The sequence below is a fragment of the Streptomyces sp. MUM 2J genome (genome assembly GCF_022414535.1).
In the GTDB taxonomy this organism is placed as follows: domain Bacteria; phylum Actinomycetota; class Actinomycetes; order Streptomycetales; family Streptomycetaceae; genus Streptomyces.
The window spans coordinates 1-19,317 of record NZ_JADWYM010000039.1 but is presented as its reverse complement, the minus strand read 5'-3'; the positions used below and the strand labels follow the sequence as shown (position 1 = coordinate 19,317).

The 19,317-nt window shown below is 69.1% G+C and carries 19 protein-coding genes and 2 pseudogenes; 14 read left to right on the top strand and 7 right to left on the bottom strand.

Annotated elements, in window-relative coordinates:
• Positions 1 to 158 precede the first annotated feature (158 nt).
• The 5 genes from I3F54_RS25425 (at position 159) to I3F54_RS25405 (ending at position 5,955) form a co-directional block, all read left to right on the top strand.
• Positions 159 to 1,949: an ABC transporter ATP-binding protein gene (locus I3F54_RS25425; RefSeq protein ID WP_374205962.1), complete on the top strand. Its 1,791-nt coding sequence runs from the start codon at positions 159 to 161 to the stop codon at positions 1,947 to 1,949.
• A gap of 259 nt (positions 1,950 to 2,208) precedes the next feature.
• The gene (locus I3F54_RS25420; protein WP_240121231.1) at positions 2,209 to 2,856 is read left to right on the top strand and encodes a response regulator transcription factor; all 648 of its coding nucleotides are present in this window, start codon (positions 2,209 to 2,211) and stop codon (positions 2,854 to 2,856) included.
• 23 nt (positions 2,857 to 2,879) lie between these two features.
• A complete protein-coding gene (locus tag I3F54_RS32440; RefSeq protein ID WP_240121230.1) occupies positions 2,880 to 4,148 on the top strand; it encodes a sensor histidine kinase in 1,269 nt (422 codons plus the stop codon).
• 423 nt (positions 4,149 to 4,571) lie between these two features.
• On the top strand, positions 4,572 to 5,333 hold the full coding sequence (locus I3F54_RS25410; protein ID WP_240121229.1) for a trans-aconitate 2-methyltransferase: 762 nt from the start codon (positions 4,572 to 4,574) through the stop codon (positions 5,331 to 5,333).
• A 448-nt stretch (positions 5,334 to 5,781) separates the two neighbouring features.
• The gene (locus I3F54_RS25405) at positions 5,782 to 5,955 is read left to right on the top strand and encodes a hypothetical protein (protein WP_240121222.1); all 174 of its coding nucleotides are present in this window, start codon (positions 5,782 to 5,784) and stop codon (positions 5,953 to 5,955) included.
• 539 nt (positions 5,956 to 6,494) lie between these two features.
• Here I3F54_RS25405 and I3F54_RS25400 read toward each other — a convergent pair.
• Positions 6,495 to 7,544 (bottom strand): alpha/beta hydrolase-fold protein, encoded by a 1,050-nt coding sequence (locus tag I3F54_RS25400; protein WP_240121280.1) that lies wholly within the window; start codon positions 7,542 to 7,544, stop codon positions 6,495 to 6,497.
• Positions 7,545 to 7,949: 405 nt separating this feature from the next.
• Complete coding sequence (locus tag I3F54_RS25395) at positions 7,950 to 10,376, bottom strand: helix-turn-helix domain-containing protein (protein ID WP_240121279.1); 2,427 nt, start codon at positions 10,374 to 10,376, stop codon at positions 7,950 to 7,952.
• 61 nt (positions 10,377 to 10,437) lie between these two features.
• On the opposite strand from I3F54_RS25395, the gene I3F54_RS25390 reads away from it, so the two are divergent.
• The gene (locus I3F54_RS25390) at positions 10,438 to 10,668 is read left to right on the top strand and encodes an RICIN domain-containing protein (RefSeq protein ID WP_240121228.1); all 231 of its coding nucleotides are present in this window, start codon (positions 10,438 to 10,440) and stop codon (positions 10,666 to 10,668) included.
• On the opposite strand, the gene I3F54_RS25385 is transcribed toward I3F54_RS25390, so the two are convergent.
• Genes I3F54_RS25385 through I3F54_RS25375 form a run of 3 tightly spaced genes read right to left on the bottom strand, consistent with a single transcriptional unit; the run spans position 10,663 to position 12,070 of the window.
• Positions 10,663 to 11,199, bottom strand: coding sequence for an integrase core domain-containing protein (locus tag I3F54_RS25385; RefSeq protein WP_240121278.1), 537 nt, complete (start codon positions 11,197 to 11,199; stop codon positions 10,663 to 10,665). The genes I3F54_RS25390 and I3F54_RS25385 overlap by 6 nt on opposite strands.
• The gene (locus tag I3F54_RS32435) at positions 11,145 to 11,669 is read right to left on the bottom strand and encodes a helix-turn-helix domain-containing protein (RefSeq protein WP_240121287.1); all 525 of its coding nucleotides are present in this window, start codon (positions 11,667 to 11,669) and stop codon (positions 11,145 to 11,147) included. The genes I3F54_RS25385 and I3F54_RS32435 overlap by 55 nt, the downstream gene beginning before the upstream one ends.
• 17 nt (positions 11,670 to 11,686) lie before the next feature.
• Complete coding sequence (locus tag I3F54_RS25375) at positions 11,687 to 12,070, bottom strand: hypothetical protein (RefSeq protein ID WP_240121227.1); 384 nt, start codon at positions 12,068 to 12,070, stop codon at positions 11,687 to 11,689.
• Between the two features lie 274 nt (positions 12,071 to 12,344).
• Here I3F54_RS25375 and I3F54_RS25370 point away from each other — a divergent pair, with 274 nt between their 5' ends.
• The 7 genes and pseudogenes from I3F54_RS25370 to I3F54_RS25345 all read left to right on the top strand — a co-directional run bounded on the left by I3F54_RS25370 (position 12,345) and on the right by I3F54_RS25345 (position 16,092).
• Entirely contained in the window at positions 12,345 to 13,025 is a 681-nt protein-coding gene (locus I3F54_RS25370) for a hypothetical protein (protein WP_240121226.1), read from the top strand.
• Between the two features lie 357 nt (positions 13,026 to 13,382).
• Entirely contained in the window at positions 13,383 to 13,556 is a 174-nt protein-coding gene (locus I3F54_RS25365) for a hypothetical protein (RefSeq protein ID WP_240121222.1), read from the top strand.
• Positions 13,557 to 13,660: 104 nt separating this feature from the next.
• Entirely contained in the window at positions 13,661 to 13,834 is a 174-nt protein-coding gene (locus tag I3F54_RS25360) for a hypothetical protein (RefSeq protein ID WP_240121225.1), read from the top strand.
• Between the two features lie 166 nt (positions 13,835 to 14,000).
• Positions 14,001 to 14,108: pseudogene (locus tag I3F54_RS32600) on the top strand (IS5/IS1182 family transposase); the annotation flags it as partial.
• Between the two features lie 120 nt (positions 14,109 to 14,228).
• Positions 14,229 to 14,759, top strand: coding sequence for a GNAT family N-acetyltransferase (locus tag I3F54_RS25350; RefSeq protein WP_240121224.1), 531 nt, complete (start codon positions 14,229 to 14,231; stop codon positions 14,757 to 14,759).
• Between the two features lie 378 nt (positions 14,760 to 15,137).
• Entirely contained in the window at positions 15,138 to 15,758 is a 621-nt protein-coding gene (locus tag I3F54_RS32595; protein WP_374205964.1) for a transposase family protein, read from the top strand.
• Between the two features lie 157 nt (positions 15,759 to 15,915).
• Entirely contained in the window at positions 15,916 to 16,092 is a 177-nt protein-coding gene (locus I3F54_RS25345; protein WP_240121223.1) for a hypothetical protein, read from the top strand.
• A 106-nt stretch (positions 16,093 to 16,198) separates the two neighbouring features.
• Here I3F54_RS25345 and I3F54_RS25340 read toward each other — a convergent pair.
• A pseudogene (locus I3F54_RS25340) lies at positions 16,199 to 16,567 on the bottom strand (isocitrate lyase/phosphoenolpyruvate mutase family protein).
• Between the two features lie 484 nt (positions 16,568 to 17,051).
• Between I3F54_RS25340 and I3F54_RS25335 the strand changes: the two are divergent.
• Positions 17,052 to 17,225 carry a hypothetical protein gene (locus I3F54_RS25335; protein WP_240121222.1) on the top strand — a complete coding sequence of 58 codons (174 nt, stop codon included), beginning with the start codon at positions 17,052 to 17,054 and terminating at the stop codon, positions 17,223 to 17,225.
• 472 nt (positions 17,226 to 17,697) lie between these two features.
• Here the strand turns inward: I3F54_RS25335 and I3F54_RS25330 are convergent, their stop codons facing one another.
• A complete protein-coding gene (locus I3F54_RS25330) occupies positions 17,698 to 19,182 on the bottom strand; it encodes a glycosyltransferase family 87 protein (protein WP_240121221.1) in 1,485 nt (494 codons plus the stop codon).
• Positions 19,183 to 19,317 lie beyond the last annotated feature (135 nt).

The following is a 19,317-nucleotide window of genomic DNA, read 5'->3' as shown; positions in this document are numbered from 1 at the left end:
ACTCGGCGGCCCGTCGCCCGCGGGCAGGCATGAGCCCGCCGCCGGAGGGAGAGCGGCGCCCACGCCCCCGTACCCGGACCGCCGCCCCACCAGGGTGCCGCCGTCGGCGCCGGCCGCCCCACCCTGCCCCCCTGACACCTACGGGACGGAGTGAGACGGTGTCCGGCTCCCCGACCGCACAGCAGACGACCCGGAAGTCCACCCTGTGGCGCCTGGCAGGGCGGCACCGCGCCGCCCTCATCACCGGCACGATCCTCGGGGTCATCGGCGTGGCAGCCAGTCTCGCCCAGCCCTATGTCATCGGCCGGCTCGTCCGCGCAGCAGGTCTGGACGAACCGTTGGGCGGGCCGATCGCCGTGCTGTGCCTGCTCTTCCTGGCAGACGCGGTCTTCACCTCCCTCCAGGCCTACCTCGTAGGACGAGCGGGCGAGAACATCGTCCGCGACGTCCGCGGACTGCTGGCAGGCCGGCTCCTGCACGCCCGGCTTGCGGCCTTCGCCAGCCACCCGCAGGGGGACATCCAGACCCGTATGGTGACGGACACGTCACTGGTCCGGATCACTCTGTCCCAGAGTCTGGCCCAGTTGACCATCAACGGCTTCATGGTCGTCGGCGGCGTGGTCCTGATGTTCCTGATCGACGTCTGGCTGATGCTCATCACGCTCGGATGCCTGACGGTGGCCAGTTGCCTGGCACTCATGATCGCCCGCCGACTCCGTCGGACTGCCCTCCAGAACCGGGAGGACACCGGTAGCTTCGGCGCCGACCTCCAGCGTGTCCTGAGTGCCCTGCCAACCGTCAAAGCCGCACGGGCCGAGGACCGCGAACAACGACGGCTCACCGCGCTGGCCAGCCGGGCCAGGGACTCTGGTGTCCATGTCAGCGCCCTCAACGCCCTGATGACTCCGGCCATGAACGTGGGACTTCAGGCATCGCTGGCCATCACGGTCGGCGTGGGGATGACCCGGGTCGCCAACGGGGGGATCGCACTCGCCGACCTGACCGCGTTCGTCATGTACTTGTTCTACATGGTCTCCCCGCTGGTCATGGTCTTCGTAGCCATAGGCCAGTTCCAGCAGGGGCGGGCGGCCGTCCAGCGTGTGGACGAACTGGCCGGCCTCCCCCAGGAAGACGCCCTGCCCCAGCACGGTGCCCGGCCCGTGCGGCCCGACCACGGACACAAGTCGGCCGTCCGTTTCCAGGACGTGTACTTCAGCTACGGACCGCAGGGCCCCCCGGCTCTCTCCGGCGCCACCTTCACCGTGCCGGCTCGCGGTCTGACCGCCATCGTCGGCCCGTCCGGTGCCGGCAAATCGACCGTGTTCCACCTCATCGAGGGCTTCTACCGGCCAACCGGCGGACACATCGAACTAGCGGGTCGTGCACTCGAGTCGCTCACCCTGGACAGCCTGCGTGCCCACGTGGGCTACGTGCAGCAGGACATCCCCACGATGCGCGGCACCGTCCGGGAGAACCTCGTCTACGCACAGCCCGACGCCACGGAGGACCAGATCGGTGAAGCCGTCCGGATGGCACAACTCGCCGACGTCGTCGCGTTGCTCCCCGCCGGCCTGGACACGCAACTCGGCGACCAGGGAACCGGCCTCTCCGGCGGGGAACGCCAGCGCCTGAGCATCGCGCGTGCTCTGCTGCCCAACCCCTCCGTCCTCCTTCTGGACGAGGCGACGTCGCAACTGGACGCACGGTCCGAACACGCCCTGAGACAGGTCCTGCACGACCTCTCCCGCAGGTGCGCGATCGTCGCCATCGCTCACCGCCTGTCCACCGTCGCCGACGCGGACCACATCATCGTGCTCAGTGACGGCCGTGTCCGCGCCACGGGCACGCACGACGAACTTCTCCGGACCGACGCCCTCTACCGGCAGCTGGCGAGCACCCAGCTCGGCGAACATCACGGCCGGCCGTCCCCGCTCCGCCCCGCCCGATGAGATCCGGTGTACGGAGCGGTGACCGATGAAACCGGCACCGGCTGGCTTCCAGGCCCCTCCGCCCCGTGGCGGAGGGGCCCTCCTCGGCGCCCGGGCTCCGAGGAGCACACCCTGACGGCCCCCGGCTCCGGCACAGGGACCTCCAGGGGCGGGACCCCGGCGCCGAGTAGGACGACCGCACGAACCCGAAAGGGGCGGATAATAGTACAGAGTGGTGTAAAGGGAGGGGGAGACTGCCCCAGCGGTGAAGGATGAGCCGATGCAGACCAGCGGTCAGCGCATACGCGTGGTGGTGGCCGACGACCACCCGCTCTACCGTGCAGGCGTCACCCGGGCACTGAACCAGAGCGGTCAGGCACAGGTGGTGGCGGAGGCGGCCGACGGCGCGGAGGCCCTGGACCTGATCCGTGCCCACGAACCGGACGTCGCGGTCGTGGACTACCAACTGCCGAAGCTCGACGGCATCGCCGTGGTCAGAGCAGTCGTCCGCGACCGCCTGCCCACCCGGGCGCTGCTGCTCTCGGCGTACACCGACGACGCACTGATCTTCAACGCCGTACAGGAAGGGGCGGCAGGCTATCTGGGCAAGGACGCGTCGGTCAACGAGATCGTCGACTCCGTGGCCCGGGTGCACCGGGGTGGCACTGTGCTTCCCGACAACCTCACCACCGCACTGATGGACCAGGTCCGGCGGCACGCCGCTGCCGATCGTGTGACGCTCAGCGAACGGGAGACGCAGGTGCTTTGTGCCTTCGCCGCCGGCCAGAGCATCCCCCAGATCGCCGAGGAGCTCTACCTCGCACCCAGCACCGTCAAGACGCACACCCAGCGCCTCTACGAGAAGCTGGGTGTGAGTGACCGGGCCGCCGCCGTCGCCGAGGCGATGCGCCGCGGTCTCCTCGAATGACGCGCACGGAACGGGTACGGGCAGTGACCATCCCCCTGCAGAACCGCCACGCCGCGCCGGACGCCGACGGCCTGCCGGCCTCCCAGGCCGCGGCCCAGGCCCGCACCGGAGAGCGCATCCAGAGCGTTCTGCGCCTGCTGATCGTCGTGCTCGTCGCCCTCCAGCTGCTGCTGTTCCCACCCCGGCGCCACGAGTTCCTGTGCGGTGCCCTGGTCGTCTGCTACGCCGTATGGGCGGTCCTGCTGCTGTGGTACATATGGCACCGGGGCAGCCCGTCCCGCTGGACCTGGCGACTCCTGCTGCTCGACCTGGCGATCCTCGGCGCACTGCTGGCAGTGTCCGGGGGCTTCGAGGCGCCCGTCGGCGTCCATCCGCCGGTCGGCGACGCCTTCTTCCTCATCCCCGTCCTGGCCGCGTTCCAGCTCGACCCCAAGGTGACGGCGCTGATGACCGGTGCCAGCGCCCTGGCCTATTCCACGGCCGCCGCACTGGGCCGCTGGAGCGTCCCCTACTGGTGGCCGACCGTGGTCCACGTGCTGAACCTGCTGCTCCTGGGGTGCATCTGCACCCTGCTCTCCCGCGTGCAGAGGGACCGGTCACGCAGCGTCGGCACTCTGATGACGCAGAGCCGCGACCTGCTGGGACAGGCCATGGACGCAGAGGAACGCGAACGGCGGAACCTGGCCGAGACGCTCCACAACGAGACCCTGCAGAACATTCTCGCCGCTCGCCACGACCTGGCGGAAGCCCGCGAGTCCCATCGTGAGGAGGCGTTCACCCGCGCCGACCGCACGCTCGCCGAGACCGTTCGCCAGATGCGGTCGATCCTCACCGAACTCCACCCGGTGGTGCTCGAATATCTCGGCCTGGCACAGGCGGTACGCCGGCTTGTGGAGAACATCGGGGAACGAGACGGCATCCGGATGCATGGCGAGTACGGCGACATCCCCCGGTTCGCCGCCGAAGGGATCGCTTTCAGTGCCACCCGCGAGCTGCTGAACAACATCGTCCAGCACTCGGGTGCCCGTGAATGCCGCATCGACCTTCGTGTCCGGGACGGCCGACTGCACCTGCGGATCGACGACGACGGACGCGGTATGCAGCCCGGCGTGCTGGAGGCCAGCGTCCGCCGTGGGCACATCGGCCTCGCCGCCTTGCGTGTCCGCGTCGAGACAGCGGGTGGCAGCTTCACCGTGCAACCCCGTCACCCCACAGGCACCACCGCCCTGGTCCAGCTGCCACTCGGGCCCGACAGCACCGAACACGATCCGGTCCGCCGCCAAGCCCTCTAGCAACCGGGTCATTCAGCGTAGTCGGGACTGCGCGGACAGCGCCGGACCCTTCCGGCCCTCGCTGCCCGGCACAGCTGTGACGCCTCGGAAGGCGAGGAAGAGGGAAAAGAAGCACAATGGCTGGGGCGAGACCACGTGATGGCCTTGCTGCCCGGGTGAATCGGGGGCCCGCGTGTATCTCGGTTCTCCGTCCTCCGGAGACGTGGCGGGCAAGCGCGAAGGGCTGAGTTCGGCCCGAGCCGCGGCGCCCAGCGGCTGAAGGCGGTGGCAGGGTGAGGTGCACCCTGCGGGTCGGGTACGGGATATGGCGCGGTCGCGCCTACGACCGGCCGCCCCGTGCAGGAGGGCACGCAATGGTAGCGACACACCCGGGCTGCCGCCCCGGCCGTCGCTCTGATCGGCCGTTGCAGGAGGAATACCGTCATGTTCGAACCACCCGACGCCGCATACGGAGCGGCGTTCGCGTCCGTCTATGACCACGTGTTGCCACGGGGCGAGGAGGTTCGGCGGGTCGTTGACGAACTTGCCGGCCTGCACCCCGGAGGAGGGCTGCCGACGTTGGAGCTCGGCGTCGGCACCGGGCGGATAGCACTGCCCCTCTCCGCCCGGGTGGGCCCGATCACCGGCGTCGACGCGTCGCCCGCGATGCTGGAGGTGCTGCAGTCCGCGGTACACACGAGCAGTGCGGACGTCACGCCGGTCCTCGATGACATCAGAACCTACCGGGACGAACAGGCCTACGGTCTGGTGTACTGCGTGTGCAACACCCTGTCGCTCCTCCTGGACCGCGACGAGCAGAGGCAGGTCATCCGGCACGCGGCCGAGGCGCTGGCTCCCGGCGGCGTGCTGGTCATCGAGAACGTACATCGCGACAACATCCTCGCCTTGCACCGAGGGGAGCCACAGGCCTCCTACCTCGTCCCGTATCCGGGACAGAACACCGGACTGCTCGGCTTCTCGAACCTGGGTCCGGACCAAACCGTCTGGCAGGCCACACACGTGTGGTTCGAAAACGGCACCGCGACGCTCTTCAGCGAGACCTGCAGGCTGACCACCCCGGAGGAGGTCGATGCCGATGCCGTGGCGGCGGGCCTTTCCCCGGGCCTGCGGACCACCGGCTGGGAGGACGACCCGCTGACGGACTCCGCGAGCATGTTCGTTGTCCGCTACACCAAGAGCCGGTGAGCGGGCGGTCCCCACCGCTCCCTCACCGATTTCGGCGCCTTGAGAATCCTGGACCGCGTATCACCTCGGCGAGCTGGGCCGCCGCGGTCTGTGGTTCGCGTCGGTGCGTGTTCCGTCGGGTTCCGGGCAGGGCGTCCGCCCGCCGGTGCTGGCCATGGTGGCCGGGTACTTGCGAGTGATCGCCGCGCGGAGGCTGCCGTCGAGGCGATTCGCCGATCTGGCAGCGGCAGGTGGGTCGGGCGGCAGCCGGGTCCGGGTCGGGTACTGATCACTGGCAGGGGGGCTGGTACGCCGTTGCCGCGGACCACCGGGTGGTCCGTGCGTGTCCGCCGGTCGGGGGACATGGCATTCGTCCTGGTCGCGAGGCGTTCGTAGGACGGTCGCGCATCATGGTCTTCCCTAAGGTGGGAGGTGACCCCAACAGAGAAGATCAGGAGAGGTGGTACCGATGCTGGAGAACATGATCGACGTTCAGGCCAGGGACCTGGGTGAGCTGCACGAGGAGCACGAGGGAATGTTCAAGTCGGCTCAGCTCCCGGTGGCGGCGACCCCTGCAGGTGCTGTGGTGCTGGTCACGGTTGCGGTCGTGTGCGGTGTCGCCTACGCCGCGGCGGAAGGCTGAGCGCCGCCGGGCCGGACGACTGGTCGCTGCACATCCCGGGGGAGGGGAGATCCGAATCCAACTGCCGCTGCACTGCAGCGGCAGCGGACCGGGGAGGGAGGTGGACGCTCCCCATACAGCGGCGCCTGGGGGGAAGCGCCACCCGGTCGGCGACAGTGTCGATGGCCCACCCCCTGTTCAGGGAGCGGTACTTACCCGTGGAAGTGCGCCCCGGGCAGACACCCGCGCACTCCCAGCCGCTGATCGCCAACACCACGACGACGGACACGATCGAGCCTGCTTGGCGTTGTTCCACGTCACGGGCTCGATCAGTGTGATCGCCCGGCCCGGCGTGAGGTCGTCGCGGCCGCAACGGGGCAGCGGCTCGGCATCCGCCCGGGTTACGGGTCGGCGGATGCTCCTGGTCCGAGACGTGGGGAGGGGGTCGGCCGTCGTCCGGCCCCCTCCAGCCGCCCTGGTGCCCGGCGGACTACGCCATGGCTTGCCCCGCCCTTGTCCAGCGACCGCACGCTCGCAGCAGCCGGCGCATGCAGCCCCTGTCAGGCGGCAGCGAACGCCTGCTCAAGGCGGGGGATCCAGTCCTGGAGGTCCTGTGCCCAGCACAGTCCGTCGTGGCCGCCGTCGCAGCTGCCCCAGCCCGCACCGTTGCCGTAGTCCACGTAGTGGTAGGGCATTTTGAGGGCGTCGAGGTGGTCCTTGACGTGCTTGGAGGCGCTTTCGGCCCAGAATTCCATGCTGCTCGGGTCGCCGTTGCCGTTGCCGACGTAGATCGAGATCCCCATGCCGGCCATCTTGGCCATGTGGGTGGAGGGGTCGGCGCTGTTCCACAGGGTGTCGGAATAGGGGTAGTAGATCGAGAAGAGGTACGGGGTGCCGAACAGCGCGTCGCTCGATACCGTGGGGCCGAAGGAGAGTTGGCAGACGGGGGAGCTCGAGCCGCAGACTCCGCCCACGTTGGTCAGGGTGCCGACAGCGGCCATACGCACGTCCATCGCGTCGCGGGACAGGTCGATGGCACCCGACAGCGAGGCGGTCTGGCTGAACAGTCCCTGATGGTTCTGGGCGTAGTGGAACGCGCCGAAGCCGCCCATCGATATGCCGGCGATGGCCCGGTGGGCTCTGTCGGGGATGGTGCGCAGGTTGGCGTCGATGAACGGGATCACCTGGTTGATGTGGAAGTTCTCCCAGTTCTGCGCGCCCGCGGCGGTCGTCTGGTAGAGCCAGTTGGTGTACCAGCCCCGGGTTCCGCCGTCCGGAATCACCTCGATCATCGAGGTGGGGTTCTGCAGGGCGGCGTAGGAACTCGCCTCGATGGGGTTGCCTCCCACGCCGTGCAGGAGGTAGAGCACCGGGTAGCGTTTGGTGGGGTTGGCCGCGTAGTCGGCGGGCAGCAGGATCTTGATGTGGTGCCCGGTCGTGCCGGGGTCGTTGGCGACCTGCGGCGTGGTCACGGTGATGACGAAGGCGGTACCGGTGTTGTTGTCGGCGATCGCCCTCTCGGTGGGTACCTGGGTCAGGCCGTTCCCGTCGGTCAGCGGCGGCGGGGCGTCGGTGTCGGCGTGCGCGGCCGACGGCGTGGCGGACAACATCGCCAGCGCTGCGGCGCTGACAGTGCCGGCGGTCAGGGCTTTGCGTAGCAGGGTGAACACTCGATACCTCGGATCCGGACAGGACGGGACTGCATTCCCGTCGAACACATGCTTGGCGGCGCGAAGTTCTTCCCGCCGACCGGGGGAAGACGTGAGCCGGCCTGTTCGCCGCCGGTATACCGCGAGCTGTCTCCCGGGACGGCGGTACCGGTCGCGCACCTTTGATGGTGGTGTTCGTGTTGCGGGGCGGACAGGCCATGGCGCCGGTCATTCGTGGCCGGTGGGGTTCCTCGCCGGCCTCCCTCTGGCTGCTGTGCACGTGACGTGCCGTCACCGAGACAACAGCACTCCTGGACCTCAGGGGAAAGCCACGGCCGGATGCCTCCGCTCCCGGGAAGGAGTGCGTCAGGTGGACCGGTGCCGGTAGGCGTCGGCGAGGTGGTGCTGGAGTCGGATGTGGCGGAATTGGTAGACGGCGCCGGTCTGGCGCAGGACTCCGCGGTGGTGGGCGTCATCGAGGAAGGCGAGCGTGTTCCAGGGCAGCTTGCCGGTCAGCGGCAGCCAGATGCCGCTGAGGAGGAACCACTGGCCCCAGGCGGTGAAGGCGAGTGCGTAGGAGACCCCACCGCCGATCCCTGCGACCGAGCCGATGAGGAGCCCGTCCCACATTCCCCATTGCAGTGGACCGAGCAAGCCGTCGAGCAGTTCGGCGGCCAGGTGCCCGCCGAGGGTGATGGTGAGGGTGAGGAAGGGTGCGAGGAGGAGGGTCTGCCGGGCCACCGTCGAGCGGTTCGAGGACAGGAGGGTGGCCGGGGTGGCTGCGGTGCTGACGTCCAGGGGCATTTCCAGTGCGGCGACGAGACCGAAGGCGAGTCCTGCGGCTGAGCCGAAGAGCAGCCCGAAGAGCAGCATGTTGATCAGGGTGCTTTCGATGGCGTGGGGGCTGGTGAGCGGGGTCCCCCCATAGAGTTTGCGCGCCAGGGCGAGGGCGCACGCGTACCCGATGCCCAGAAGGAACCCGCCGAGTAGGCCGTGTCCGAACCGCGAGATGAACACGGGGAGCAGCCTGCGGCCTTCGCGGTGGTGTGTGGCGAGCAGCCGCAGTACTGCGCGGGCAGGTTCGATCGCGGCCCAGTCACGGAAGGACATGAGGACCGCGTAGATGGATCCGAAAGCCATGCCTGCGACGGGCCCCGCGAAGGCTGCCATCAGGAGCGTCGAGCCGATGTCGGGCAGGGGGAAGAACGGGCTGACGAGCCAGTCAGCCGTGGTGATGCACAGCGCGGTCGCCAGTACCACGGCCGTGACCCGGGCCGGGCGCCGCAGGCAGTCGCCGATCTGCCACCAGGCGAGATCCTGCCGGCCATGGCCAGGGCGGGTCAGGTGATGGGCGAGGTAGCCGAGCCACTGCTCGGCACGCTCGGGGCCACAGTTCCGTTGCCGGCGTCGATGGCCGGGGACGCACTGCCGAGGGGCGCGACGCCGGTAGACCGCCGGCACGAACCCCGACAACAGGTGCTCCTCAAGGGCCGTTCTGGTGGGAAAACGTGCGAAGTCCAGCAGCTCTGCCGGACTCGGGTCGGGCGTCTGGCTGTACATGGTGCGCGCCAGGACGACCATCAGCGGGGTGGTCAGCACCTCGGCGAGGTTGGTGCTCGCTGGGGTTTCCCGGGTGCGCAGCGCCTCGAGGACCGCGTCCCACACCGATGCCGTCTTCCGTCCGCCGGCGCCGCGGTCACCTTTGCCGTTGCCGGGGGTGACGGTTCGGGTGGCCCGGGGCAGGTATGCGGCGAGATCGTCGGGGGTCAGGGCGGTGAGTTCGATGCCGGCGGCCCAGACGAGCGGTGCGTGTACCGCGCGGACGGCCTCGGTGAACTCACCCCGTCGGCTGGTGAGGACGAGCGGCAGTGACGAGGCGTTGAGCGCCTTGAGCGCCTCGGCTCGCAGCCCTTGTGCGATCTCGTCGAACCCGTCCAGGACGGGGAGGATGAGGCCGGCGTCGACGAGTGCGGCGGCCAGGGTTGAGCCGCTGGGGACGGTGCGGGACAGATGCGGGTGGTCGCGCAGCAGCCGGCCGGTCAGCCAGTCGTGCAGCGCAGTGGCCGTCGGGTCCCAGTCGCTGAGACCGAAGATGACCGGTACCCGGCCATCAACGCCCGGGTGCTCGAGGTGGTCCAGGACGAACCTGATGGTGAGGATCGACTTGCCTGAGCCTGCCTGCCCGAGGATCACCAGCCGTCCCGACGGTATCCGCTGGTAGACCTCCGCCACGCTGCGCACGTCACCGCTCAGGTCCAGAGGAGGTGACACGGCCCCCGGTCCGAGGCGCCGGATGTTCTCCCAGCGGTCCACCAGATGTGCGGGGGCCTGCTGCCACCGAACCGGCAGCGGATACGGATCGTGGACCTGGCGCTGCTCCTCCTCGTGCCGCCAGCTGCGGCTGACCTCTCTCGCCAGTTCCTGTGCGGCCACGGCAAGGACGTCGTGTACCGGCAGCGGTGGTCCGGGCGTCGGGAAGGAATGCGCGGCAGGCGGCTCGTGGGCCCGCCCAGGTGACTTGACAGCCCATTCGCCGGGCTCGGGATCAGGATCTGCTCCGGGCGGCGGAGGTGAAGCTGTGGCGTTCTGTGCTTTCGTGAGAATGGCCGCCAAGGTCCTGCGGTCCTCGAGCCCGATGCCGAGCGCGTCAGCGAGCAGGTTGACCGTTCCCACCCGGTGATCGGCAGACGTACCGGTCTCCAGACGGCGAATGGTGCGCACACTCACCCCGGACCGTTCCGCCGCCTCCTCCTGCGTCAGCCCCGCCTGCCGACGCAGCCGTCGTAACAGCACACCGAGCGGATCCGCCACGGTCCCCCCATTTCACTACTCGCCAGTATGGCCATGGTGATAGGTGACGTTCACGTCCGTCCAGAACGGCAAGCTCCTGGATGTCCAGAACGGTTCCACCGCCGACAATGCGCCGGTTTCCGTCAGCGCGGCGCCCGGCGATGGTGTCCCGCGTGGTGGTGTAGGGGATCAATCGGTGGGCGCGTTCGGGGTGTTGGGGAGTGCGGGGGCGCTTTCGGGGAGCCCGGTGGGGTCGGAAGATTTCAAGTCCAGTGAGACGGTCGTGACGCTATGAGGTTTGTGGTGCGGGTTCCCTGCGCTTGGCCGGGTCGTTGATCCATGCCTGCTGGGGTATCCGGGGTGGTCGGGGGCGGCAGCCGAAGCGTTCGGGGTGGCGGGCGTATGCCTCGGCGAGGGTGACGGCACGCTGATCGCGGACCTCCTCGGCGGTGCCGAAGTGCACGCCGGCGGGCGTGTGCCAGCCGATGCCCGAGTGCCGGTGCTCGTGGTTGTAGTACGCGATGAACGCCTCGAACCACTCACGGGCATGGGCCAGCGAGTCGAAGCGTTCGGGGTAGTCGGACATGTACTTCGTGGTCTTGAAGTGGGCCTCGATGTAGGGGTTGTCGTTGGAGGTCTTCGGCCGCGAGTGCGACCGGGTGACGCCGAGGTCGGTCAGCAGCTGCGAGACCTTCTTGGAGGTCATCGAGGTGCCGCGGTCGGCATGCACGGTCTCGGGCACGATGCCGTTGCGGATGATGGTCTCGCGGATCAATTCCTCGGCGCGTACCGCTGATTCGGCCCGCTCGACGGTGTGGCCGACGATGTAGCGGCTGAAGATGTCGATGATGACGTAGGCGTGATACCAGACCCCTTGACCGGTCCGGCCGCCTTGGTGATGTCCCAGGTGAAGACCTGCGACGGTGCGGTGGCGACCAGCTCGGGCACCGTCTTCGCCGGGTGGGTGGCCTGTCGTCGGCGTTCGCCGGACTGCCCCTTCTCGCGCAGGATCCGGTACATCGTGGAGATGGAGCAGTGGTAGCGCCCGGCATCCAGCTCGCGGGCCCAGATCTGCGCGGGCGGCAGTTCGGCGTACTCGTCGCTGTTCATCAGCTCCAGCACTGCGGCCCGCTCCTCGGGCGTGAGGGCCGAGGGCTGGACCTGCGGTTTCCTGGGCTTTCGCTCCGATGGGGGCCGCAGCTGGCGGTAGTGGGTGGCCCTGGAGCGGCCGGTCAGCCGACACGCTGCCGTGACGCCCAGCTCTGCCTCGATGCCGGTGAACGCCTCGTCGGCCACCGGGCCGACGGCAGCCTTCAGTCCGCGCCCTCGGAGATCATTTCCAAGAGCGCGGAAGCTTTTCCCATGACTTCCAACGCGGCCTTGTTCCGGGCCAGTTCCTTCTCCAGGCGTTCCACCTGGCGGCGCAGCTTCTCGTTCTCCGCCTCAGCGGCCGGCTTCTTCGGCCTCGCCGGGCTGGTGCGCTTGTCGACCACTTCCTTCAGTGCCCCGGCATCCCGTGCGGCCCGCCATTCCTTGACGTGCGAGTGGTACAGACGCTCGCGGCGCAGGACCGCGCCCTTCTCGTTCTTCGGGGCGGCGTCGTATTCGGCGACGATCCGCAGCTTGTACTCCGGGCTGAAGGTGCGGCGCTTCGGCCGGGGAGCCGGGTCGGACCCGACGGGGGTGGTGCTGGTCATGAGGGGGTGGTTCTCCTGTCGTGCCCTCTCAGGCTGATACGACGAAGCGGGACGTCTCACCCAAGGCTGACAGAGAGGGCATCCGCCCGGCTCCGCCACGGAGTGGCGGATCAACACCGGCACAGGTTTCGGCTCGGGGTTCTCCATCGCCGATGTCACCACCGGCAAGTGCCCGGACGATGGCGCGCCCGGCTACACGATGCGGGAGCGGCCTTGCGGCGGACGTGCGAGCGAGTAGAGGTACTTCCAGCCGGTCGCCGGATCGGCTCAGAAGGTGTTCAGGGTCCGCAAGGTCAGCGACAACCGCTGCCCGACCGTGCAGATCCCTCCGGGAAACGACGACTGGGCATACACCAACCACTGCGACAGCACGCAGTACCAGCAGTGGACGCTGCCCGCTGCCGTCTACCAGACGGCGTGGAACATGGCCGTGGACTACGCCGCCACCCGGTGTGCCAAGGACACCTCCACCTGCTCGTGGTCCACGACCACCCAGACGCCGGCCTTCACCCTGCCCGAGGCGTGCGTCTCTCCGGTCTGGTACAACGACACCACCTCCACGATCCCGTGGGTGTTCTCACCGACCACCACCACGGGCCGGACCAACAGCATCGGTTTCAAAATGGGGGCGAGCCTGAGCGCCGGAATCGAGGCCGAAATCGCTTCTCTCCAGCTCCAGGTCACCGCTGAGGTCTCCGGCCAGACCACGGTGAACCTCCAACAGGAACTGGGCAACACGCTGACCGTGTCCGTACCTCCACGCCAGTACGGATGGGTCACGCTGCCGGAGCCCGCGACGAAGGCCACCGGCGCCTGGACCTTCGATGCCCAAGGCTTTCCGTGGACCGCCGAGGACACCATCACCGTGCCCCTCAAGTGCGACCCCAACGGCGGCGCGAGCATCTACAGCGCACGAGCCAGGACGTCGTTCACCAACTGCGCCGGGACCGCGTAGCAGCGCCGGCACAGTCTGGACATGGTGGCCCGGCCAGCGCTGGGGCGCCATGTCCATGCTCGGCCGAGCGGCACCCGAGGACATCGCCTGGGGCTGGCTGGAGAGAGCGTGCGGACAGCGTTGGAGGCCCTCGCGGTGGCCGCCCCGCCTGGTCGGCCCGACAGTTCGACGTCGCCGAGTTCGCCCACGGCTACGGATCGAGGTTCAACGCCCGGACCATGCCGTCCGTGCGTGTCCGCCGGTCGGGGGACATGGCATTCGTCCTGGTCGCGAGGCGTTCGTAGGACGGTCGCGCATCATGGTCTTCCCTAAGGTGGGAGGTGACCCCAACAGAGAAGATCAGGAGAGGTGGTACCGATGCTGGAGAACATGATCGACGTTCAGGCCAGGGACCTGGGTGAGCTGCACGAGGAGCACGAGGGAATGTTCAAGTCGGCTCAGCTCCCGGTGGCGGCGACCCCTGCAGGTGCTGTGGTGCTGGTCACGGTTGCGGTCGTGTGCGGTGTCGCCTACGCCGCGGCGGAAGGCTGAGCGCCGCCGGGCCGGACGACTGGTCGCTGCACATCCCGGGGGAGGGGAGATCCGAATCCAACTGCCGCTGCACTGCAGCGGCAGCGGACCGGGGAGGTGGAGGAATGACATACATCGAGGCGTTCGATCGAGCTTTGGCCGACGTGGGGGACCTGCGCGAAGACGCTCCCGGAACTGTGTCACCGGTGTCTCCGCCAGTCGCCACGCTTATTCATGGTGTGCTCGCAGTGGCCGCGGTCACCACTGCTGGTGTGCTGGTCGTGACGGTCGCCGGTTGACCTTCAGGGCGACTCCGCGGTGCGGACATCCCGTGGTCGATCACCCAGTGCCCCGGATTTCGAGCGTGGTGGTGAACTGGATCGCATTCGGGACGCTTCGAGCGACGTCGGGTCGCGTCCTGGGCAGTGGCGTACAGGCTCCCACCTGATCCGGGTGCGTGTCTCGACGTACGGCTCAGGGCTCGGCACACACCGCTGGGTGGTCGAGCAGAGCTTCGCGCTGCTGCACTGGCTCCGCCGCCTGCGCATCCGGTGGGAGATCCGCGACGACATCCCGGGGCAGCTGATCTGGGGTGTCGGGACGACCGTTGACCAGCCCGGCGCGTTGTGATGGGCGATGCTCGGCCGGGATATGCGCTGGTCGCCGCATGGCGGCGGTGGTCATACTGCCGCGATGGATCCGGTGACTCTTGAGACCGACCGTCTGGTGCTGCGGGCCTTCGCACCTGCCGACGTGGATGCGGTGTACGCAGCCTGCCAGGACGAGGACATCCAGTTCTACACCCCGGTGCCGGTGCCGTACCGGCGTGCGGACGCGGAGCACCTCGTAGGCGAGAAGCTGCCCGCTCAGTGGGCCGCGGACAGGGACTACACCCTCGGCGCGTTCCGCAAGGACACCGGTGCCCTGGTCGGCTCGTACTGCCTGACCTTCATCAGCCGCGGCGTCTGGGAACTCGGCTACTGGGCGGTCAAGGAGCAGCGCGGACGCGGGTACTCAGTGGAGGCCGCTCGGGCCCTGTGCGACTGGGGCTGGGCCACCCTCGACGTCCACCGCATCGAGTGGTGGGCCATGGCCGGGAACACCGGCTCGCGTGCCGTCGCCGGGAAACTCGGCTTCACTGTCGAAGGGACACTGCGTAGCCGCGGCATCGCCAACGACGGCAAGCCGCACGACTGGTGGGTAGGCGGACTGCTGAGGCCCTGAGGCCCTGAGGCCCTGAGGCCCTGAGGCCCGGGCCGGTGCCTCGCTGGCTGCGTTTGCTCTCTTGCACGGAAGTGCTCAGCTCGGGTGGTGGTTCCCGCAGAAGAGCCGCACCCGTTGGCCACCGGCGGGCAGCCGTGGCGTGGCAATGGCTGCACGGGTTCTTCGAGCGTGACCAGGAAGTGGCCCGTGCGGCCTTGGCCATCCTGCCTTCTGCGGCGTCTCGCATGCACATCTCGGCGATTTGATCGCAGAGTCGGCCGATCTGTGGCTCCCCCGGCGCGAGTCGGAGCTTCGTGAGCGGAGTGGTGCCGAGCGGCAGCGAGAGGCCAATGCCGGCCCGAAGCGCGACCTGGTCGTCACCGACCGCCTGCTCGTCCTCTGGTCCACTTACGCACCGGGCTCCCGCATGCCGCGCTCGCCGAGCTGTATGGCATTGCCTGCTCCACGATCTCCCGCGCCATCGGGGAGATCCGCCCGTTGCCGGCGGTGCGTGGCTTCGCAGTTCCCGACCACTCCGGCGTGCGACTTCGGACCCTGGCGGACGTGTTGCCCACGCGGAGGCCGCGGGGCTCCGGTTGCGGACGGATGGCGCCGAGACCCAGGTTCGCCGACCGAAGGCAGGCAGGCCCGGACGGCGGGGCTCCGTCTCCGGCAAGAAGAGGCGGAACACCATCAAGACCACCACCATCAGCGAGGGCCAGGGCCGTCTGCTGTGCTCGGGGGCGGGCCGCCCGGGCCGCATGCACGACCACCGCGATGCGCACCGAGCGCATCGCCGAGCAGTTCCGGCTCCACCAGGCGATCGCTTCATTGGTTCGAACCGTTCGGCTCGCCGGCCGACCCGCCGCAAGCCGAGTACCAAGCTCGTGCTCGCTCGGCAGGCCGCCTGCTGATCCAGCACCAGCCGACCCGACAGGGTGCCAGCACGCCCAAACCTCGATGGCGGACCATGTCTTCAGCGCATCAACGGCAATCTGCCCACTGGGGATGCCCTCTTGAGAGGTTTGGCTGTCCGCCGGGTGGAGGCTGGGGGTGTCCTCCGGATGGAGGACCGTTCGGAGGACACGAAGCCTGAACAACGTCCCGCACACTTGAGAGTGCCCAATGCCCCCACACCTCCTCAGCTCGACCGGAGGCGAAAGAGAAGGGAGACGCCATGAATGAGAACCGAGTTCTCGAAGTTGCTATCAACAAGCGGACAGCCCGTCTGGGCGTTCTGCGTGAGGACTATGCCGGCTGGTTCGACAACCGGCCTCGTCACGTCACGCTCTGCCCGACTGTCTTCACCATCGCGGGCCTCTTCGGATCCGGAGGTGTTGTCGAGCGACGCTGAAGATGCGCATGAAAGCGACGTCCTCGTTCTGGACGAGGTGGTGTGAAACGACCCTGGCGGCCGTCGGGCCGCCAGGGTCTTCGTGGTCACGGTGTCGCATTTGTGTTCACACTGTCGACTGAGTCCCGGTGATGGCGACTCGGACGGCGCCCGCAGCGAGCACCTCGGCGACGGTCTCCGCAGCGTCGGCGGCGTCCTTGGCGTACCAACCTTCGACGTCAGCGGTTACCGGAATGGCGAGCGCAGCGACGATCCGGGCGATCAGTTACAGCACTCGGTCGCGGGGCAGGGCGTCACCGTCCGGAGAACCCAGCGACCAGGCGACGCCGGCACTGGTCGTGGCAATCGCGCAGGCATCCGCGGCTTCGATGCCCCTGGCGCCCGCAACGTCCCACGCGTTGGCGAGCGCCAGAGGTTCGGTTGGGGTGTGCAGGGAGCGGACGAGGCGGGCGCTGTCCGCAGGTGTGATGGTCATGCGCGCAGTCAGGCATCGAGTGCTGCCCGCTGGCGAGAAGACGACCCATACGTCGGCCCCACCTGCATTGATGGGCAGGGCCTCGGTTCGGGAGTCAACCCCCGAAGGATTTCAGGCGCCGACCACCAAGATCTGGCATGGGCAGGTGGAGGGCTGCCCCTCCGCTGGATCCACCACGATGATCCGTCAACCTGGACGCCATCCCCGACCCGAAGTCGTACGCGGCCTCGGGAGCGTCCGTCGACCCGGGCGCAACGCCACGCAGGGCTTCATCCGCTGGGAACGGGTCCGGGTCGGGTACTGATCACTGGCAGGGGGGCTGGTACGCCGTTGCCGCGGACCACCGGGTGGTCCGTGCGTGTCCGCCGGTCGGGGGACATGGCATTCGTCCTGGTCGCGAGGCGTTCGTAGGACGGTCGCGCATCATGGTCTTCCCTAGGGTGGGAGGTGACCCCAACAGAGAAGATCAGGAGAGGTGGTACCGATGCTGGAGAACATGATCGACGTTCAGGCCAGGGACCTGGGTGAGCTGCACGAGGAGCACGAGGGAATGTTCAAGTCGGCTCAGCTCCCGGTGGCGGCGACCCCTGCAGGTGCTGTGGTGCTGGTCACGGTTGCGGTCGTGTGCGGTGTCGCCTACGCCGCGGCGGAAGGCTGAGCGCCGCCGGGCCGGACGCCTGCCGTGGCGTCGTTTCCTCCATGGCCCGGCCGGGCCTGTCACCTTGCCGCCATCCCTTTGAACGGCACGTCCCAGCCGGTGTGGATGTACTCGCCCAGCCCGGTCATTCTGCGTGCTTGCCGGGTCAGGGGCGGTGCGCCTGCCGGTCGGCGCGCCACTGCGCCACCGACGTCTCGCCTGCGCAGCAGGTCGAATCCGGCCGACCCGTACATCTGACGCTTCTTGATCCCGTTGACATGATCTCCGATTGCGTCCGAGCTCCAGGGCAGGGTGAAGCCGGCGATGACGGCGTCGCGGTCGATGCCTGCGCCGAGGCGCGGAAGCTGGGCAGGTCGTCTTGACGGACGCCTTCGAGCCAGTCCGGCAGGCGTTCGCCCTGGCGCTCGGTGAGCAGCGTCGCGAAGGAGTGGACGTGCCGGGTGAGGGTGTCCGGTTCACGGGCACGAGGCGATCACGGCAGGCGCGCCGTCGGCCCCGCGGACGCGAAACCGCGTACCAGTCGCGGTGTCCGGCCGGACCGCAGCCAAGCGCCCGCTGTGACCACCAGAGCGGCGACCCCGTACGCCCACGCCTGAAGGGGGAAGCCCGGAAGGAGCCGGCCCGCGAGGTACAGAACGGTCCCCGCGAGGGTGACGGTCAGCCACTCCCAACGGCCGTCCAGGGCGACGAAAGCGATGACGAGCAGGGAGTACCAGGGGTAGCTGGGCGAGAAGAGGAGCAGCGCCGTACCGGTCAGCAGCAGGGCGCCGCGCCATGGGCGGGCCGGGTCGCCGCGCCGCCACACGTACAGGGCGGTCAGGGCGAGCAGTACGGCTGCCGTGGCGCCCGCGGCGGCGTTCGGCAGCAGGAGTCGCAGCAGGGCGAAGCGACGTACGTGGCCCTGGTCGTATCCCTCCTCGTGGAGGTATCCGGGTAGGTAGCCCAGGACGCCCGTGCCGGAGGCGAGGACGTAGGGCAGGTAGGCGACCGCGACCGCCGTGACGGTGGATACGAGGACGCGTAGCACGCGTGCCGGACCGCGCTGCCCGGACAGGGCGCCCGGCAGCGCGAGGACCGGCAGGATCTTCACGGCGATGGCGGCGCCGAGCAGCGCGCCGCGGCGGGCTCCCGCGGTCGTGGTACCGAGCGCGAGTACGGCGAACAGGACGCCGAGCGTGTCGATGTGGGCGTTGTTGACCGCTTCGAAGGCCACGGCCGGGCACCACGCCCACAGAGCGGCCCGGGCCGGTGCCCGCTCCGGGTCCCCGCGCCGGCGCAGGACGGCGAGCAGGGCCATGGTCGTGCCGAACGCCAGGACTGCGCCGCCGACTTGGAGTGGCTTGTGGCGGCTGTCAGGCGGGGAGACGGCGTGGACGGCCAGGTACCAGCCTTCCGCGACGGGCGGGTAGATGGTGGGGACGGTGGGCCGGTTGATGCTGACGCACAGGCCACTGTCGGTGTGCGTCAGCCTCCAGCCCTCGCAGGCCGGGCCGCTGGGGAACAGCCAGTCGTCGCGCAAGGGGGCCAGTTCGGGGGCGGCGGGTGGGTAGGCGTAGGGGGAGATACCGGCGGCCTGGACGCGACCGTCCCAGGCGTAGCGGTACATGTCGTTGCTGGTACGGGGCTGCGTGGCCAGCCCGGCCAGCGCCACGGCCGCCGCGCCGAGCAGCACCAGGACGCTCGCGGCGCGGGCCGGAACCCGCCGTACGGTCCACGCGGCGGCGGCGAACAGCGCCCAGGCGGCGGCGTATCCGGCCAGCAGGCGGCCGGGGTTGCTCAGGTTGTCGCCTGCCCTGAGGGTGTCGACGACGACGGCGGTGAGCGCGGTCAGGAGCACCGCGGTCGCGGTGGCGGCGATCCGGGACCGGCGGCGCTTCGCCGGAGTGGCGGGTCGAGGAGGAGGCGGCGGCGCGGAAGGTCCGGAGTCCTGTCGGTGAGGGGATGCGGTGTCGGTCATGGGTGTGTGGGCCTTCTGTGGGCCGTGAGGTGCTCTTCGTGTGTCCTGGGGGGCTGCCCTCGGTCCGGGTGGCTTCGTTGATGTCTGGGGACAGCGTTTATTGACGGCTTCCCAAGGCAGTTAGTGATCAACGAG

Coding starts and splice junctions, on each gene's coding strand:
- I3F54_RS25420 (WP_240121231.1), top strand. CDS start 2,209: ATGCAGACCAGCGGTCAGCGCATACGCGTGGTGGTGGCCGACGACCAC.
- I3F54_RS25410 (WP_240121229.1), top strand. CDS start 4,572: ATGTTCGAACCACCCGACGCCGCATACGGAGCGGCGTTCGCGTCCGTC.
- I3F54_RS25405 (WP_240121222.1), top strand. CDS start 5,782: ATGCTGGAGAACATGATCGACGTTCAGGCCAGGGACCTGGGTGAGCTG.
- I3F54_RS25400 (WP_240121280.1), bottom strand. CDS start 7,544: ATGTTGTCCGCCACGCCGTCGGCCGCGCACGCCGACACCGACGCCCCG.
- I3F54_RS25375 (WP_240121227.1), bottom strand. CDS start 12,070: ATGACCAGCACCACCCCCGTCGGGTCCGACCCGGCTCCCCGGCCGAAG.
- I3F54_RS25365 (WP_240121222.1), top strand. CDS start 13,383: ATGCTGGAGAACATGATCGACGTTCAGGCCAGGGACCTGGGTGAGCTG.
- I3F54_RS25360 (WP_240121225.1), top strand. CDS start 13,661: ATGACATACATCGAGGCGTTCGATCGAGCTTTGGCCGACGTGGGGGAC.
- I3F54_RS25350 (WP_240121224.1), top strand. CDS start 14,229: ATGGATCCGGTGACTCTTGAGACCGACCGTCTGGTGCTGCGGGCCTTC.
- I3F54_RS25345 (WP_240121223.1), top strand. CDS start 15,916: ATGAATGAGAACCGAGTTCTCGAAGTTGCTATCAACAAGCGGACAGCC.
- I3F54_RS25335 (WP_240121222.1), top strand. CDS start 17,052: ATGCTGGAGAACATGATCGACGTTCAGGCCAGGGACCTGGGTGAGCTG.
- I3F54_RS25330 (WP_240121221.1), bottom strand. CDS start 19,182: ATGACCGACACCGCATCCCCTCACCGACAGGACTCCGGACCTTCCGCG.